This is a genomic window from Lentzea albidocapillata (assembly GCF_000719115.1).
GTDB lineage: Bacteria > Actinomycetota > Actinomycetes > Mycobacteriales > Pseudonocardiaceae > Lentzea > Lentzea albidocapillata.
In genome coordinates this window covers 94,353-108,955 of the sequence record NZ_JOEA01000010.1, presented here as the reverse complement: position 1 = coordinate 108,955, position 14,603 = coordinate 94,353, and the positions used below count along the sequence as shown (strand labels likewise).

Here is a 14,603-nt window from a genome sequence, read left to right as displayed (position 1 = left end):
GCACGATGCGTTCTCCCGCAGTGAAAGGTTTTGAACACTGACTCAAGGGAGAGCGGAATGGAAGCGCTGTACACGGCTGAGGCGACTGCTTACGGAGAAGGCCGCAACGGTGAGGTGCGTTCCTCCGACGGTGTGATCGACGAGGTGCTGTCGATCCCGAAGGAGATGGGTGGCCCCGGCGGCGACGCGACCAACCCCGAGCAGCTCTTCGCAGCCGGTTACTCGGCGTGTTTCAACTCCGCCATCGCAGCAGTCGCGCGCGCAGGGAAGATTCAGGTCGCTTCTTCTGAGGTAACCGCCAAGGTGGGGATCGGCTCCAACGGCACCGGCGGCTTCCAGCTGGCTGTCGAGCTCGCGGTGAAGATCCCCGGACTCGACCAGGCGGTCGCGGAGAAGCTCGTCGAGCAGGCCCACCAGGTCTGCCCGTACTCGAACGCGACGCGCGGCAACATCGAGGTGGCGCTCACCGTCACCGTCTGAGGAGGCGCGTTTCACCATGGCCAAGAACCCGATCACCAGCCCGCTCGCTGACGCCGACCGCGACGCGGTCGGAGCCATTCTGCAGGCGACCCTGGTCGACCTCGTCGACCTCTCCCTGATCGGGAAGCAGGCGCACTGGAACGTGATCGGCAAGAACTTCCGCAGCGTCCACCTTCAGCTCGACGAACTGGTCGTCCTCGCGCGCAACGCAGCCGACCAGGTCGCCGAACGCGCGGCCGCACTCGGCGTCACGCCGAACGGCACGGCGAAGACCATCGCCGCGTCGTCCGGCGTGCCCGAGATGGAGACCGGCTGGCTGAAGGAGGAGCAGGTCGTCACGTCGATCACGGCTTCCCTGGCGTCGCTGATCTCCCGCATGCGCTCGCGCATCGACGAGACCGACAAGCCCGACCTCGTCACCCAGGACCTGCTGATCGGCATCACGCAGGAACTGGAGCAGGCGCACTGGATGTGGCAGGCCCAGGCGGCCTAGCCCTGGCCCGGTTCTCGTCTGGCCCGTCAGCGCGACAGCAGACGGATGGCCCGTTCCTCGATGGAACGGGCCTCGTCGACTTTCCGGGCCAGTTCGTCGTAGTCGCCACCCCTGGCGATCTCCGACCAGAGCCTGCCGGACTCCTGGAACTCCTGTACGCCAGGAAGTCCGACCTCCCTCAGGAACTCCGCGTACAGCGGCCGCGTGGCACCCGGCGCCGTGTACTCGACCTCCAGGCAGTCGTGCAGCCGCTGCTGAACGAACCCGGGGTCGTCGGCCCACCGCTGGGCCCAGCCCTTCTTCCCCTTGTCGCGCAACTGCTCCGCGAACCTGCGCATCCCGGAGAAGCCGAAGTTCACGTCGAAGTTGTTGCCCAGCACCGGCCCGGTCAGGTGCTCGCACGTCATCCGCACCGCCGCCGCGACATCCGGCTCGCCCCGGTGCTCACCGATGCTGATCATCTCGTGCTTGCCCTGCCCCCAGCTCGCCATGAACTCGGCGAGCGGCTGTTGGTGCGTGCCGTGGTTGTGCACGGTGACGGTGTCGCCGTCCGTGCCGAGCACCCCGACCGGGTGCTTCTCCTTGCCCACCAAGCAGATCACCGGCCCGTCAGCCGATCGCAACTGCTGCTCGGCCTTACGTGCGGAGGTGGTGCTGGTGACTTCGTGCGCGATGCCGGCATGCATGAGCGCCGTCGGGATGAACGGCGCGGGATGGTGCCGCGCCACGATCGTCATCGTGGGCGTGTGACCCTTGTACTCGAACACGAAGTACATGAACCCGATGCCGCCGGCGAGCCCGGCCAGCATCGCCTCGGACCACTCGTCGTCGAGCACCTCCCGCAGCAGCCAGGAGTCGTGCATCAGCCCGGTGGGCCGCGCGTCTTTCAGCACGTGCCTGCGGGCGGTGGTGTAGGACTCGCCGGTGCGCTCCATCCGGGCGCGAACCAGGCGCTTGAACGACTTCTGCTCGGTCATGGCGTGCCTTTCGCGGACGCGCAGCAGCCGTTCCCCACGCCTGGCCCTGCTCGTCCGGGCTCAGCTCGCGGTGTACACGACAGACACGACTGACCGGCGCCGGGAGGACAGGAGTCCCCTTTGCCTCCGCGACGCCGGCCAGCGTGGGTGACCGATCAGGAGGTGAGGCGCTCGGCGGCGCCGTCACCAGGTTACTTCGAGAGGTGCCGCCGTGCGAAGTCCACCTCGGCCGCCGTCTGCCGGATCGTCTCGGCGACGACCAGCGAGCCGTGGCCCGCGTCGTAGCGGTACATCTCGTAGGTGTGGCCGCGGGCCGCGAGGGCGTCGAGGTAGTTGTCGATCTGCCGGATCGGGCAGCGCGGGTCGTTCTCGCCGGCGAGGATCAGCACCGGAGCGGTGACCTTGTCGACGTAAGTGAGTGGCGAGCACTCCTTGTACAGCTCGGGCAACTCCTCCGGGGAGCCGCCGAACAACGCGCGGTCGAACGCCCGTAGCGGTTCCATCTCGTCCTCGTAGGCGGCGAAGTAGTCCGCGACGGGGACGCCCGCGACGCCGACGGCCCAGCGTTCCGGCTGGGTGCCGATGCCGAGCAGGGTCAGGTAGCCGCCCCACGACGCGCCGTTGAGCACCGACTGCGCCGGGTCGGTGAGCCCGGACTCGACCGCCCAGTCGTGCACGGCGGCGATGTCCTCGAGTTCGGTGATGCCCGGCCTGCCCTCGATGGCGTCGCGCCACTTCGAGCCGTAGCCGCTGGAACCGCGGTAGTTCACGTGCACGGTGGCGAAGCCGGCGTCGAGCCAGACCGCGCGGTAGGCGGAGAAGCGGTCCTCGTCGGAGGAGTGCGGGCCGCCGTGGATCAGGAAGACGGTCGGGAACGGGCCCTCGCCCTCGGGCTTCGAGACCAGCGCGTGCACGTCGCCGACGAACACGTCCTCCAGCTTGTGCGACGTCGCGGGCACGGCGCCCTGCGGCTCGACCAGCACGCGCTCGGTGCCGTCGGTGGCCAGCGCGCGGATGACCGTGGACCTCTCGGCGGACGACCACGAGTACTCGATCGTGCCGTCCGGCCGCACGCCCGCCGAGCCGATCACGCCGGGCGCGGTGTCCAGAGTGGACAGCTCGCCGGTCGCGAGGTCGTAGCGGTGCACGGTGTTGCGGGCGTGGTGCGTGTGCACGACCAGCAGCGCGGACGCGTCCGGGTACCAGTCTGCGGCGACCTCACCCGGCAGGTCGAGGACGATCTCCTGCTCGGTGCCGGCGGCGACGTCCCAGATCAGCAGCTCCTCGCGGCCGCGGCGCTCGTGCAGCACCAGCAACCGCTGGTCGCCGCGCACCGGGCTGAACGAGATGGCGTCGAGGCCCTTGCCCTTGCCGTCCCACTTCTCGGCGATCGTCTCGCCGTTCTCCGCGTTGAGTGCGCGCAGCGCCATGTGCCGGTTGTCGCCGTGCTCGGAATGCGCGATCACGACGATCGACTCGTCCTTGGCCATCGCGGTGACGCCGGCGTCGTTGACGTGCTGGTAGAGCACCTCGCTGCGGCCGTCGCGCGTCAGCCAGACCGTGGTGCCGTCGTCCGTCGACGCGGCCACGGCCGTGACGCTGCGGCCGATCTCCAGACCCGCCGGGTAGCCGGCCGTCACGTCCGCGACCGCGGGCTCGGCCTTGCTGCCGTCAGCCTTGAACGGCTCACGGACCCAGACGCCGAACTCGTCGCCGTCGTGGTCGTCGAACCACCAGATCTCGGTGCCGTCCGGGTTCAGCGTGGCGTGCGACGTGCCGTTCGGGCGGTCGGTGACCTTGCGGTGCTCGTCCGTGGCGCGGTCCCAGGCGTAGATCTCCCACACGCCACTGGCGTTGGAGACGTACAGGGTGCGGTCCGGGGCGTCGTCGGCCCAGCCGGGCAGGCTCATCCGGGGAGCGGTGAACCGCTCACGCCACCGGGTCTCGGCGGCCGGGTCCTCGAAGAGCTGTTCCGGGATGTCGGGAGAAGGGTGCGTGGTCACGGTTCAACACTAGAGTCCCGGCATCGGCTGAGTCAGCTCACGTGCCGGAAGTGCCGCAGCGCCAACGGCTGCTGCAGGTACGCGTCCTCGTCCGGGAACGTCACCGGATCGGTGCGCCACCCAGCTCCCGCGTAGCTCTCGAGCGCCTGCTCGTCCCGCCATCGGCTCACATACCGCACGCGCAGCGGGTCGTCGAGGTCGACGAGCACCTCGTGCCCCAACAGCCCGTCGTAGATCTCGGGAAACCCCTTCACGAGGTCGCGCACCCGTGCGACGAACTCCTGCTCCCTGCCCGGCTTCACCACGGCTTCGGACACACGCGTCAGCATGGCGCCAAGCCTATTCGCGGCCGAGCTCCTCCTCGAAGATCTGGTCGACCTGCCTCGATGTGCGCGACAGCGCCCTGATCGCGACGAACACCACGATGAAGCCGACGGCCACCACGGCCGTCACCCAGGCAGAAGTGAGCATGAAAACGATCCCCAGGCACTGCAGCACCACAATTGCCTTGGCCGCAATGACGATCCACGACCGATGAGACGGGTTGGCGGCGGAGGCGGAATCCATCACGAACATCTCCCGACATATCCACGATGCCTGAACCACTGCCTTCGGCGTACGGATCAAGGCGGTAGTTACGCAAGGTGAGTTGAACCGTCAACCTTCACTCTTAAGAGTTGACGTTACGTGGTCGTTCGTAAAGTTTGGTGCGGAACGATGGCGCTGTGCCATGCAAGAACGGTCCCGTCTACGGCCGCGCGTGTCGAGCTTCGTCACACGATCGGGTGACTTATCGGTGCTCCCCGACTTCCCAGAAACGGCCAGAAAAACAAAACAGCCCCTGTCCGCATTTCTGCGACAGAGGCTGATCTGTGTTATTCAATCGGGGTGACAGGATTTGAACCTGCGACCTCTTCGTCCCGAACGAAGCGCGCTACCAAGCTGCGCCACACCCCGGCTGGGAACATGTGGAACTCTACATCATGTCCGCGCCAGCTCCGAATCGGACCCCCTGATTGCGCCCCTGACCAGGCGTGACGGGCCTCGGAACCAAGGTCAGCAGGGAAGCCTCGGGAGGGCAGCAGAAGCGCACCGGCGCGTACGGCGAAGTGCCCATGCCGGCGGACACGTTCATCCACATGTGCGAACCCCAGCGCGAAACTCCGCGGGCTCGGCCCCGGTCCAATTCGCAGTTCGTCACAATGGCGCCGTAGAACGGGATGCGCAGCTGGCCGCCGTGGGTGTGGCCGGCCATCACGAAGTCGTAGCCGTCGGCGGCGAACGGGTCCAGGACGCGCGGTTCGGGTGAGTGCGTGACGCCCAGCCTCAGTGCCGCGGACGGGTCCGGGGTGCCGGCGATGTCGGCGTAGCGGTCGCGCTTCAGGTGGGGGTCGTCCAGGCCCGCGCAGAAGATGGCCTGGCCGTTCACCATGATGGTCTTGCGCAGGTGCGTGAGGTCTTCCCAGCCTCGTTCGATCATGCCTGCGCGCAGGTCGCGCCACGGGAGCGTCACGCCGTGGATGCGCTTGGTCTTGGAGGACGGCAGCAGGTAGCGCACCGGGTTCTTGAGCCTGGGCGCGTAGTAGTCGTTGCTGCCGAACACGAAGACGCCCGGCTTGTCGAGCAACGGGCCGAGCGCGCGCAGGGTGCCGGGAACGGCGTCCTTGTGCGCGAGGTTGTCGCCTGTGTTGACCACGAAGTCCGGGTTCAGGTCGGCCAGGGCAGCGACCCAGCGCTGCTTCGACACCTGGTTCGGCGTCATGTGCAGGTCCGAGATGTGCAGCACGCGAATCGGCTTGGCACCGGGGGACAGGACCGGCACCGTGGCGGTGCGCAGGGTCCAGTGCCTTCTCTCGATTCCCGCCGCGTACGCGACGGTCGCGGCGCCGAGAGCGGTCGTGGCGAGGAGGGCGCGGCCCAGCTTGTTCACGCTTCAAGGGTACGGAAGGGCGGTAACTCGATCGGCGCGGCATCCGGCGGGCGGTACCGTTCTGCGTCATGGCGGACTTGAAGACGCGACTGAAGAACGACCTGACTGTCGCGATGAAGGCACGGGAGACCGTCACGGCCGGTGCGCTGCGGATGGCGCTCACGGCCGTCACGAACGAGGAGGTCTCGGGCAAGACGGCCCGTGAGCTCAGTGACGACGAGGTCGTGAAGGTCCTCTCGCGCGAGGCGAAGAAGCGCAAGGAGGCCGCGGAGGCCTTCGACGGTGCCGGCCGGGTCGAGAAGGCCGAGCTGGAGCGCCAGGAGCTCGCCGTGCTGGAGACCTACCTTCCCAAGCAGCTCGACGACGCCGAACTGGCGTCCATTGTGGACAAGGCGTTCGACGCCGTGGCCGCGCAGCTCGGTGAGGCGCCGGGGCAGAGGCAGATGGGCCAGGTCATGAAGGCCGTCAACGCGGAGGTCGCCGGCCGCGCCGAGGGTGGCCGGGTGGCCGCCGCGGTGAAGGCCAAGCTGGCCGGCTGAAACCAGTGCCGGTCACGGCACTGGTGTGCCGCAGCGGCTGTGACCGCTGCGGCACGCCAACTCAGAACGCCTTGTCCACCGCGTCCGCGAACTCGCCTATCGAGCCGAACTCCAGGTCGTAGCTGAAGTCCTCGGACGGCTTGGGCGTCGCGCCCCAGCCCGGCCGGTCGTGCCGCCGGTTGATCCACACGGACCGCAGCCCCTCGCGCTTGGCCGGCACGTGGTCGTGGAACAGGCTCTGCGCCACATGCAACAGTTCCGAACGCTCCACCCCCAACGAGCCGAGCGTGGCGTCGAGCGCGCGGAAGTGGTTCTCGGCGGGCTTGTACGCGCCGACGTCCTCCGCGGTGATGATCGCCGCGAAATTCCCGCGCAGGCGCCGGTTGCTCCCGGCGAACCCCTCGCGGTGCACGTTGGACAGAATGATCAACTGGTAGTGGGAAGCCAGGCGCGCCAACGCATCCGCGGAGTCGGGGAACGCCGGCCAGTCCGGAACGGACGCGCCCAGTCGCCGCGCCCACTCGTCACTCACCTCGCGGCCCAGGCCGGAACCGGCCTGCCGGAACGCGGCGGCCAGCACATCCGGGTACAGCGCGAACTCGGCCGTCCCCACCTCGGCTTCGGCGGAGGCGTAGGCGAGCAGCAGTTCCTCGTCGGACAGCGAGAGTCCCTGTTCCCGCGCCCACGGCGAGAGCACCGCGATGAGCCCGGCCTCCCAGTCGATGAGCGTGCCGTAGCAGTCGAAGCTGAGCGCCTTGAACGTCGTCAGGTCCATGACCCAAACTGTAGTACAGTTCAACTGTAGTGCAACTGGTTAGACTGGCCACATGTCAGCCCTCGACGGCCTCGAAGTGCGCCGCACCACGACGGCCCAGCAGCTCGCCGACGGCCTCTCCGAACGGATCATGGCCGGCGCTTTCGGCCCTGGTGACAGGCTCAGGGAGAGCGCGATCGCGGCCGAGTTGGGCGTCGCGCGCAACACCATCCGCGAGGCCGTCCGGATCCTGGAGCTGACCGGCCTGGTCCGCTACGAGGTCAACCGGGGCGCTGTCGTCATCGCCCCGACCCCGGAGAAGATCGAGGCGCTCTACACCGCCCGTGAACGCCTTGAGACGGCGGCGGTGATCCGCACGCCGCGCCCAGAACAGCTCGAAGCGATCACCAGGGCGTTCGACGAGATCGCCGAGGCCGCAGCCGAAGGCGACACGGGCAGGATCGTCGATCGAGACCTGGCCTTCCACCAGGCGATCGTGGCGCTGCTCGACAGCACGAGGCTGGACGAGTTCTTCACCGCGATGACCAAGGAACTGCGCTTCTACCTCACGGTGCTCTCGAAGTCCGAGACGCCGGAGGAGGTCGTGGCGCAGCACCGGGTCATCCTCGACGCGATCCGGCTCGGCGACCACGACAGGGCGGTCGCCGAGATCCGGGCGCACATCGACGTGAGCGTGGAGCAGCTCAAGCAGCTGCTCCGCCGGTGACTACTCGGGCTCCGGTTCGGTCGGCAGCGTGATCGGTGGTTGCTCGGTCGGGTTGCCGGGGGTGGGCGGCGGCTGCGACGGCTCCGGGGCTACCGGCGGCGGCACGTACCCCGAGCTCACCGACAGCGTGATCACCGTGCCGCGCAACGCGTTGCCGCGCGGCGTCTGGCTGACGACAGTGCCCTTCGGCTGCTCGGAGTTCACCGACTGCTGGCTCACCTTGTAGCCGGCCTGGTTCAGGATCCGCGTGGCGTCGTTGATCTGCTTGCCCACCACGTCGGGCACCTGGATCTCACGGCCGCCCTTGAGGTAGCGCTGCTCCACCTGCGGCAGCTGCGAGACAGGGATCGCGGCGTGCACCTTCGTCATCGTCTCGAACCACGTCTTGGCCGGGATCGTGCCGCCGAAGATGTTGCCGTTGCCGCACAACCGGGGTGCGGCGCCGATGCAGATCGGACGAGGGTTGGTGCCGTCGTTGAACGTCTGCACGGCGCCCGCGAAGTCCGGGGTCGCGCCGATGAACGCCGCCGACTTGTACTCCTCGGTGGTGCCCGTCTTGGCGATCATCGGGCGGCTCCACTTGGCGGCACGGGCGGCGGCCGCGGCGGTGCCGTTGCCGACATCGTCCTTGCTCATACCGACCGCGAGACCGTTCGCGAGACCCTCGGCGACGACCTGCTCGCACGGGGCCTCGTTGACGGGGACGGCCTTGCCGTTGCGGTCCAGCACCTTCGCGATCGGCGTGGGCGGGCACCACTTGCCGCCGCTCACGATGGTCGCGACGACGTTCGCGAGCTCCAGAGTGGACACCGGCGCCGGCGAGAGCGTGAACGACGCGTTGCCGCCGTTCTGCTTGTAGAACTCCGTCTGCGAGATGCGGTTCTGCTTGTCCTTGGCCTTCGGGTCGGGCCTGGTGCCCTGCAGGTTCGTCGCCATCGTCTCGCGCATGCCCAGCCGCGAGGCCATGTCCACGACCGCGTCCATGCCCGTCTGCTCCTCGAGGATCACGAAGCCGGTGTTCGGCGACGTCGCGAGGGCCTGCTGCAGCGTCATCGAGGACGGGTAGCTCGAGTCGAAGTTCGACAGGCAGTACCAGCGCGTGCCGGGCTCGCCGGTGCTCGGGCAGCGCTGGGCGCCACCCTTGAAGACCCTGGACGTGTGGGAGGTCGGCGTCGGGATGACGTTCTCGATGCCGAGTCCCTTCTCCAGCGCCGCCGCGGCCGTGAAGACCTTGTAGATCGAGCCGGCGCCGAACTTGTTCTCCACGCCGCTGGGCAGGTCGTACGTGGTCTGGCGCAGGTCGGACTTCAGGCCGTAGTCGCGGTTCGCGACCAGCGCGAGCACGTCGTGGCGTTCCTTGCCCGGCTTCACGATCGCCATCGTGTTCGCGATGCCCTCGGTGCCCTTGGGGACGCCGGCCTCCGCCGCGGCCTTCGCCTGCGAGGTGGCTTCTCTGTCCAAAGTGGTCTGGATGGTGTAGCCGCCGGTGCGCAGCTGCTCCTCGCTGAAACCCGCGCGCTGCAGGTAGTTCACGACGTATGAGCAGAAGAAACCGTTTTCCGGACCGGCACCGACACAACCGTTCGGCGGGGTACGCACCGGAGTCGCGAGACCCAGGCCTTCTTTCTTCGCCGCCTCACCCGCGTCGCGCGACAGCTTGTCGTTCTCGACCATCCTGTCGATCACTTTGTTCCGCCGGTCCAAAGCTTTGTCCGGATACGCTTCGGGGTCGAGTGCTGACGGACTGTTCACCATTCCGGCGAGCATCGCGGCTTGTGGAACCGTCAACTTGTCCGGAGTCGTGCCGAAGTAAGCCTGGGCCGCCGCCGCGATGCCGTAAATGGTCGAACCGAAAGGAACGACGTTCAGGTACCGGGCGAGGATCTCCTCCTTGCCGAGCTTGCGCTCCAGCTGCAACGAGATCCGGGCCTCGCGCATCTTGCGCGCGATGGTCTGCTCCTGGGCCTTGGCCTGCTCCAGCTTGTTGTTCCGCGCCACGACGTGGACCAGGTAGTTCTTGACGTACTGCTGGGTCAGCGTGGACGCGCCCTGCGAGACCGAGCCGCTGACCTGGTTCGTCAGACCGGCACGGATGGTGCCCTTCCAGTCGACGCCCTGGTGCTCGTAGAACCGGCGGTCCTCGACCGAGATCAGCGCCGCCTTCATGGTCGGCGAGATCTTCTCGGGAGGTGTCAGCACTCTGTACTGGTCGAACAGGTAGGCGATCGGGGCCCCGTCCTTGTCCGTGACCGTGGTGATCAACGGAGGATCCGTCGTCACCAGGTCGGCCGAGATGCTGTCCACCGTGTCGCTGGCTCTGTTCGAGACGAGGCCTGTCGCACCCACGACTGGGAACAGCATGCCGGCGAGGAGAACCCCAGCCAGCAGGCACAGGCCGAGCATCTTGAGCACGCCATTCCTGACTCGCACGCGGGTCAGCGTACGCCGTACACGAACGGGTGAAGGTGATCAGTAAGTGCCGTTACTCAGCATGAGTAGACGTACGCAAGACAGGTAACAGTCGGGTGACCCAGGCTTGGACAGGGAACCGAACGGCACTACAGTCCGTCAACGTCCAAGGAATGCAGCCGTAGCTCGAACGCTACGGCATCCGTGGCAGGGGTGTGGCGGATTTCCACATTTGGACAGCACTGAGGAGTGGGGGATATGAACCAGGGGGATTGGCGTATCAACGCTTCGTGCCGTGATGAAGAGCCAGATCAGCTCTTCGTCCGAGGTGCGGAGCAGCGCAAGGCGAAGCTCGTGTGCCTGGGTTGCCCGGTGCGCATGGAATGCCTGGCCGAAGCGCTCGACAACAAGATCGAGTTCGGGGTCTGGGGAGGCATGACCGAGCGCGAACGCCGTGCTCTGCTGCGCCGCCGTCCGGACGTCGACTCATGGCACGAGCTCCTCGACAACGCACGTCAGGAACACGTCGAGGACACACGGGTCGGTTAGGCGCAGTCAGCGTCTACTCGCCGGCCAGCCGGCGACCTATCTCCCGTAGGCCGTCGAGGTCGTGCACGTCAGCAGGCAATGCGGGCACGCCGACCAGCGAAACGCCGGGGTGGGCACGCGTGAACCGGGCCAGCAGCCGCTTCTCACGATCGGCGACTGCCACCCGGTCCGCGTGCAGCCGGAGCACTGCCGCGGCGAGCGGCGCGTCACCGGAGCGGTCGAGTTCGTCCGCTGCGGCGACCGCCTTCGCCGCGGGCAGATCGGTCGCCAGCACGGGATGCGTCCTGTTCGCGACGAGCCCGCACAACGGCATGTTCTCGGCGCCGAGCCGCTCCACGAAATAGCTCGCCTCGCGCAGTGCGTCGGGTTCTGCCGCCGCCACCACCACGAAACCGGTTCCGGGCGAGCGCAGGAGTTCGTACGTGCGCTGGGCGCGCTCGCGGAATCCTCCGAACATGCTGTCGAAAGCCTGAACAAAGGTTGACGCGTCCTGCAACAGCTGGCCACCGACGATGGTCGACACGGCGCGCGTGAAAAGGCTGAAACCGGTTCCAACGATCTTGAGCAGACCGCGGCCGCTCGCCCGCGCCGGCGCCGACAGCATCCGGATGAACCTGCCGTCGAGCACCGTGGACAACCGCTGCGGCGCGTCCAGGAAGTCGAGCGCCGACCGGCTCGGCGGGGTGTCGACGATGATCAGGTCCCACTCGTCCTGCGCCACCAGCTGGCCCAGCTTCTCCATCGCCATGTACTCCTGCGTGCCGGAGAACGACGAGGAAATGGTCTGGTAGAAGGGGTTCGACAGGATCTGGTCGGCCCGGTCGCGGCCCGCGTGGGTCAGCACCATGTCGTCGAACGTGCGACGCATGTCCAGCATCATCGCGAACAGCTCGCCCTTGGGCTCGAAGCCGTCCACGACGACCTCGCGCGGGTGGTTGTCCAGTTCCCGCAGGCCCAGCGACTGCGCGAGGCGGCGCGCCGGGTCGATCGTCAGCACGACCACGCGCCTGCCGCGTTCGGCCGCGCGCAACGCCAGCGCCGCCGCCGTCGTGGTCTTGCCGACACCGCCGGAGCCGCAGCAGACCAGGACGCGCGTCTCCAGGTTGTCGAGCAGCGTGTCGAAATCGAGCTTGTTCATCGGACTCCTGCCGCGACCAGCGCCTCGGCCAGCTCGTACAGCGCGGCCACGTCCACCCCGTCCGTCAGGTCCGGCAGCTCCAGCGTCGGCAGGTCCGACTCGGCGAGCAGCTCCTTGGCCTCTTGTTGTGACTGCACGCGGATGGCGTGCTCCACGGTCTCGTCGACCAGACCTTCGAGCGTGAACTCGTCGAGGTCGAGCCCCGCGGTCTGCAGCCCCGCGCGCACCCGCGACTCGTCGAGCCTGCCCTCGGCCGCGACCGGCAGCGAGCGGGCGGGCAGCCGGACCGGCTGGACCCGGTTGACCAGCACCGCGCCCGGACGCAGGTCGGCGCCGTCCAGTTCGGAGACGGCGTCGAGGGTCTCGCGCACCGGCATCTCCTCCAGCAGCGCCACCAGGTGCACCGCCGTGTCGCCGGAGTGCAGCAGCCGCACGACGCCGTCGCTCTGGCCCTTGATCGGCCCGACCTTGGCGAGGTCGGCCATGGCCTTGGTGACGTCGAGGAACTTGACCACGCGGCCGGTGGGCGGCGCGTCCAGCACCACGGCGTCGTAGAGGTGGCGGCCGTCCGGCCCGGTGCGGTTCACGCACTCCTTGACCTTGCCGGTCAGCAGTACGTCGCGCAGGCCGGGGGCGAGCGTGGTCGCGAACTCGATCGCGCCCATCTTGCGCAGCGTCCGGCCCGCGAAGCCGAGGTTGTAGAACATCGCCAGGTACTCGAGGAGCGCGGCCTCCGCGTCCACCGCGAGCGCGTGCACCTCACCGCCGCCCGGCGCGGACGCGATCCGTTCCTCGGAGTAGGGCAGCGGGGCGCGGTCGAAGAGCTGGGCGATGCCCTGCCTGCCCTCTACCTCGACCAGCAGCACCCGGCGACCGCCGGTGGCCAGCGCGAGCGCGAGCGCGGCCGCCACCGTCGTCTTGCCCGTGCCGCCCTTGCCGGAGACCACGTGCAGACGGGCTCGGGTCAGCTCCTCGGTCCACGACGTCACACGTCCAGACTATGTGTGAAATCGGTCGAAGGTGGACCGGTCGGTCAATCGACCATGGTGAGGAAGAGAACGGCCATGGCGGTGGCGGCGACCAAGGCCCAGGCCACGACCGACGGCAGCCACAGCGCGATGCTGGCCGTGATGACGACCACGACCACCAGTCCGATCAGTCCGGCCTGGACCACCGCGACGCGCTGGCTGTGCTTGCGGTCACGCACCTGCGCCATGGCGACGAGCACCATCACCAGCCCACCCGCCGCGAACAGGCCGGTGGCGATGATCCGCCAGGTCTCCATGTGATCAAGGTAGCTCCAATCGCACCAACCGCGCAGGCTCCGCTCGGGTGGCAAGTTAGGCTCCGCGCATGACGAAGTGGGAGTACGCGACCGTGCCGTTGTTGATCCACGCCACGAAGCAGATCCTCGACCAGTGGGGCGAGGACGGCTGGGAACTGGTCACCGTGCTGACGAATCCGACCGGTGAGCAGCACGTCGCGTACCTGAAGCGGGTGAAGGCGTGACCACCTGGAGCAACCGCCTCAAGGAGCTCGGCATCGAGCTGCCCGGCGTCGCCGCCCCGCTCGCCGCGTACGTGCCCGCCACGCAGAGCGGCCAGTGGGTGTTCACGTCCGGCCAGCTGCCGTTCGTCGACGGCAAGCTGCCCGCCACCGGCAAGGTCGGCGCCGAGGTCTCCCCCGAGGAGGCCAAGCAGTACTCGGCGACGTGCATCCTCAACGCTCTCGCGGCCGTGCACGCGCTCGTGGGGATTGACTCGATCAAGCGAGTCGTGAAAGTTGTCGGGTTCGTGGCCTCCGCCGAGGGCTTCACCGGTCAGCCGGGTGTCATCAACGGCGCCTCCGAGCTGCTCGGCGAGATCTTCGGTGACGAGGGCAAGCACGCCCGCTCCGCCGTGGGCGTGGCCGAGCTGCCGATCGGCGCTCCGGTGGAGATCGAACTGATCGTCGAGGTCTGAGTTCCCGGTTCGGGTTACGGGTTCTGCTGAAGGGTGTGACATGTCGGACACGTGCCACGAACTGCTGCTGCGGCTCGCCGGGCGCCTCCCGGACGAGCTGCTGTGGCGGTACCGGGACTGGGCCGCTTCAGACGCGTACGCGGTGCTCGCGCGGTCGTTGCCGCGCACCCTTCTGCACGGACGCATCCCTCTGACCGATCAGGAACTGCGCCTTTTGCAGGACGCGCTGGTGCCCTACGGGGCGGAACCCGGTGCGCTCAGTTCGGTCAAAGGACTGGACGAACTGCCTGCCACCGACTACACCTTTTCCCCGGAATCACCCGATCGGGTGCCGATGGGTGATTCCGCGACCGTCGTTCTCGGTGCCACGCTGCGAGGCCGGCACGGGGTCGGTGAGGTTCGCTCCTGCTGGCGCATCGGTCCCTCCGGGATCAACCGCGTCCTGCTGGTGGCGGCCACCACCGGCCACGCCCGGCTGACCGGTGAGTTGCAGCGCGTTCTGCGAGCGTTGGGCGAGCACGACCCGTGTGTAGAGGTCATGTCGTCCGGAATGGACCTTCCGCCCTATCACCGGGCGGCGTTGGCCGCATCCGAGCTGGTGTGCGCCGGCGCCGAGTCCGATGAGCACCTGGTGCTCAGCTAA

At 68.0% G+C, this 14,603-nt stretch carries 18 protein-coding genes and 1 tRNA gene; 8 read left to right on the top strand and 11 right to left on the bottom strand.

Annotated elements, in window-relative coordinates:
- The first annotated feature begins 57 nt into the window (after positions 1-57).
- A complete protein-coding gene (locus IG04_RS0116885) occupies positions 58-480 on the top strand; it encodes an organic hydroperoxide resistance protein (RefSeq protein ID WP_030477612.1) in 423 nt (140 codons plus the stop codon).
- Positions 481-496: 16 nt separating this feature from the next.
- Positions 497-973 carry a Dps family protein gene (locus IG04_RS0116880; protein ID WP_030477611.1) on the top strand — a complete coding sequence of 159 codons (477 nt, stop codon included), beginning with the start codon at positions 497-499 and terminating at the stop codon, positions 971-973.
- 26 nt (positions 974-999) lie between these two features.
- Here IG04_RS0116880 and IG04_RS42655 read toward each other — a convergent pair whose 3' ends face one another.
- The 6 genes from IG04_RS42655 to IG04_RS0116850 all read right to left on the bottom strand — a co-directional run bounded on the left by IG04_RS42655 (position 1,000) and on the right by IG04_RS0116850 (position 5,883).
- Positions 1,000-1,950, bottom strand: a complete 951-nt coding sequence (locus IG04_RS42655; RefSeq protein ID WP_036014906.1) for a BtrH N-terminal domain-containing protein — start codon at positions 1,948-1,950, stop codon at positions 1,000-1,002.
- Between the two features lie 191 nt (positions 1,951-2,141).
- Positions 2,142-3,953 carry a prolyl oligopeptidase family serine peptidase gene (locus IG04_RS0116870; protein ID WP_030477610.1) on the bottom strand — a complete coding sequence of 604 codons (1,812 nt, stop codon included), beginning with the start codon at positions 3,951-3,953 and terminating at the stop codon, positions 2,142-2,144.
- Positions 3,954-3,985: 32 nt separating this feature from the next.
- Complete coding sequence (locus IG04_RS0116865; RefSeq protein ID WP_030477609.1) at positions 3,986-4,282, bottom strand: antibiotic biosynthesis monooxygenase family protein; 297 nt, start codon at positions 4,280-4,282, stop codon at positions 3,986-3,988.
- 10 nt (positions 4,283-4,292) lie between these two features.
- Positions 4,293-4,520, bottom strand: a complete 228-nt coding sequence (locus IG04_RS0116860) for a hypothetical protein (RefSeq protein WP_144065614.1) — start codon at positions 4,518-4,520, stop codon at positions 4,293-4,295.
- A gap of 316 nt (positions 4,521-4,836) precedes the next feature.
- A tRNA-Pro gene (locus IG04_RS0116855) sits at positions 4,837-4,910 on the bottom strand.
- Between the two features lie 19 nt (positions 4,911-4,929).
- Entirely contained in the window at positions 4,930-5,883 is a 954-nt protein-coding gene (locus IG04_RS0116850; protein ID WP_169746001.1) for a metallophosphoesterase, read from the bottom strand.
- 68 nt (positions 5,884-5,951) lie between these two features.
- Between IG04_RS0116850 and IG04_RS0116845 the strand changes: the two genes are divergently transcribed.
- On the top strand, positions 5,952-6,422 hold the full coding sequence (locus tag IG04_RS0116845) for a GatB/YqeY domain-containing protein (protein WP_030477606.1): 471 nt from the start codon (positions 5,952-5,954) through the stop codon (positions 6,420-6,422).
- Between the two features lie 61 nt (positions 6,423-6,483).
- Here the strand turns inward: IG04_RS0116845 and IG04_RS0116840 are convergent, their stop codons facing one another.
- Positions 6,484-7,197, bottom strand: a complete 714-nt coding sequence (locus IG04_RS0116840; protein ID WP_030477605.1) for a haloacid dehalogenase type II — start codon at positions 7,195-7,197, stop codon at positions 6,484-6,486.
- Between the two features lie 52 nt (positions 7,198-7,249).
- Here IG04_RS0116840 and IG04_RS0116835 point away from each other — a divergent pair, with 52 nt between their 5' ends.
- Complete coding sequence (locus IG04_RS0116835; protein WP_030477604.1) at positions 7,250-7,903, top strand: GntR family transcriptional regulator; 654 nt, start codon at positions 7,250-7,252, stop codon at positions 7,901-7,903.
- Here IG04_RS0116835 and IG04_RS0116830 read toward each other — a convergent pair whose 3' ends face one another.
- Positions 7,904-10,333 (bottom strand): penicillin-binding protein, encoded by a 2,430-nt coding sequence (locus IG04_RS0116830; protein ID WP_036014902.1) that lies wholly within the window; start codon positions 10,331-10,333, stop codon positions 7,904-7,906.
- A 237-nt stretch (positions 10,334-10,570) separates the two neighbouring features.
- Here IG04_RS0116830 and IG04_RS0116825 point away from each other — a divergent pair, with 237 nt between their 5' ends.
- Complete coding sequence (locus IG04_RS0116825) at positions 10,571-10,861, top strand: WhiB family transcriptional regulator (protein WP_030477602.1); 291 nt, start codon at positions 10,571-10,573, stop codon at positions 10,859-10,861.
- 13 nt (positions 10,862-10,874) lie between these two features.
- On the opposite strand, the gene bagB is transcribed toward IG04_RS0116825, so the two are convergent.
- Genes bagB through IG04_RS0116810 form a run of 3 tightly spaced genes read right to left on the bottom strand, consistent with a single transcriptional unit; the run spans position 10,875 to position 13,284 of the window.
- Complete coding sequence (gene bagB / locus IG04_RS0116820; protein WP_030477601.1) at positions 10,875-11,999, bottom strand: ATPase BagB; 1,125 nt, start codon at positions 11,997-11,999, stop codon at positions 10,875-10,877.
- Positions 11,996-12,988 (bottom strand): ATPase BagA, encoded by a 993-nt coding sequence (gene bagA / locus IG04_RS0116815; RefSeq protein WP_030477600.1) that lies wholly within the window; start codon positions 12,986-12,988, stop codon positions 11,996-11,998. The genes bagB and bagA overlap by 4 nt, the downstream gene beginning before the upstream one ends.
- Before the next feature lie 44 nt (positions 12,989-13,032).
- Positions 13,033-13,284: a hypothetical protein gene (locus IG04_RS0116810; protein WP_030477599.1), complete on the bottom strand. Its 252-nt coding sequence runs from the start codon at positions 13,282-13,284 to the stop codon at positions 13,033-13,035.
- Positions 13,285-13,352: 68 nt separating this feature from the next.
- On the opposite strand from IG04_RS0116810, the gene IG04_RS46515 reads away from it, so the two are divergent.
- The 3 genes from IG04_RS46515 to IG04_RS0116795 are packed head-to-tail and all read left to right on the top strand — an operon-like array spanning position 13,353 to position 14,603.
- Positions 13,353-13,508: a Sp36 family protein gene (locus tag IG04_RS46515; protein ID WP_086668176.1), complete on the top strand. Its 156-nt coding sequence runs from the start codon at positions 13,353-13,355 to the stop codon at positions 13,506-13,508.
- Positions 13,505-13,960 carry a RidA family protein gene (locus tag IG04_RS0116800; RefSeq protein WP_030477598.1) on the top strand — a complete coding sequence of 152 codons (456 nt, stop codon included), beginning with the start codon at positions 13,505-13,507 and terminating at the stop codon, positions 13,958-13,960. Before IG04_RS46515 ends, IG04_RS0116800 begins: the two co-directional genes overlap by 4 nt.
- Before the next feature lie 40 nt (positions 13,961-14,000).
- Positions 14,001-14,603, top strand: a complete 603-nt coding sequence (locus IG04_RS0116795) for a hypothetical protein (protein WP_030477597.1) — start codon at positions 14,001-14,003, stop codon at positions 14,601-14,603.

Bases quoted from the DNA above. Each gene is read 5' to 3' on its own strand.
- IG04_RS42655 (WP_036014906.1), bottom strand. From the start codon at position 1,950: ATGACCGAGCAGAAGTCGTTCAAGCGCCTGGTTCGCGCCCGGATGGAG.
- IG04_RS0116885 (WP_030477612.1), top strand. From the start codon at position 58: ATGGAAGCGCTGTACACGGCTGAGGCGACTGCTTACGGAGAAGGCCGC.
- IG04_RS0116795 (WP_030477597.1), top strand. From the start codon at position 14,001: ATGTCGGACACGTGCCACGAACTGCTGCTGCGGCTCGCCGGGCGCCTC.
- IG04_RS0116880 (WP_030477611.1), top strand. From the start codon at position 497: ATGGCCAAGAACCCGATCACCAGCCCGCTCGCTGACGCCGACCGCGAC.
- IG04_RS0116865 (WP_030477609.1), bottom strand. From the start codon at position 4,282: ATGCTGACGCGTGTGTCCGAAGCCGTGGTGAAGCCGGGCAGGGAGCAG.
- IG04_RS46515 (WP_086668176.1), top strand. From the start codon at position 13,353: ATGACGAAGTGGGAGTACGCGACCGTGCCGTTGTTGATCCACGCCACG.
- IG04_RS0116845 (WP_030477606.1), top strand. From the start codon at position 5,952: ATGGCGGACTTGAAGACGCGACTGAAGAACGACCTGACTGTCGCGATG.
- IG04_RS0116825 (WP_030477602.1), top strand. From the start codon at position 10,571: ATGAACCAGGGGGATTGGCGTATCAACGCTTCGTGCCGTGATGAAGAG.
- IG04_RS0116835 (WP_030477604.1), top strand. From the start codon at position 7,250: ATGTCAGCCCTCGACGGCCTCGAAGTGCGCCGCACCACGACGGCCCAG.
- IG04_RS0116860 (WP_144065614.1), bottom strand. From the start codon at position 4,520: ATGGATTCCGCCTCCGCCGCCAACCCGTCTCATCGGTCGTGGATCGTC.
- IG04_RS0116840 (WP_030477605.1), bottom strand. From the start codon at position 7,197: ATGGACCTGACGACGTTCAAGGCGCTCAGCTTCGACTGCTACGGCACG.
- bagB (WP_030477601.1), bottom strand. From the start codon at position 11,999: ATGAACAAGCTCGATTTCGACACGCTGCTCGACAACCTGGAGACGCGC.
- IG04_RS0116810 (WP_030477599.1), bottom strand. From the start codon at position 13,284: ATGGAGACCTGGCGGATCATCGCCACCGGCCTGTTCGCGGCGGGTGGG.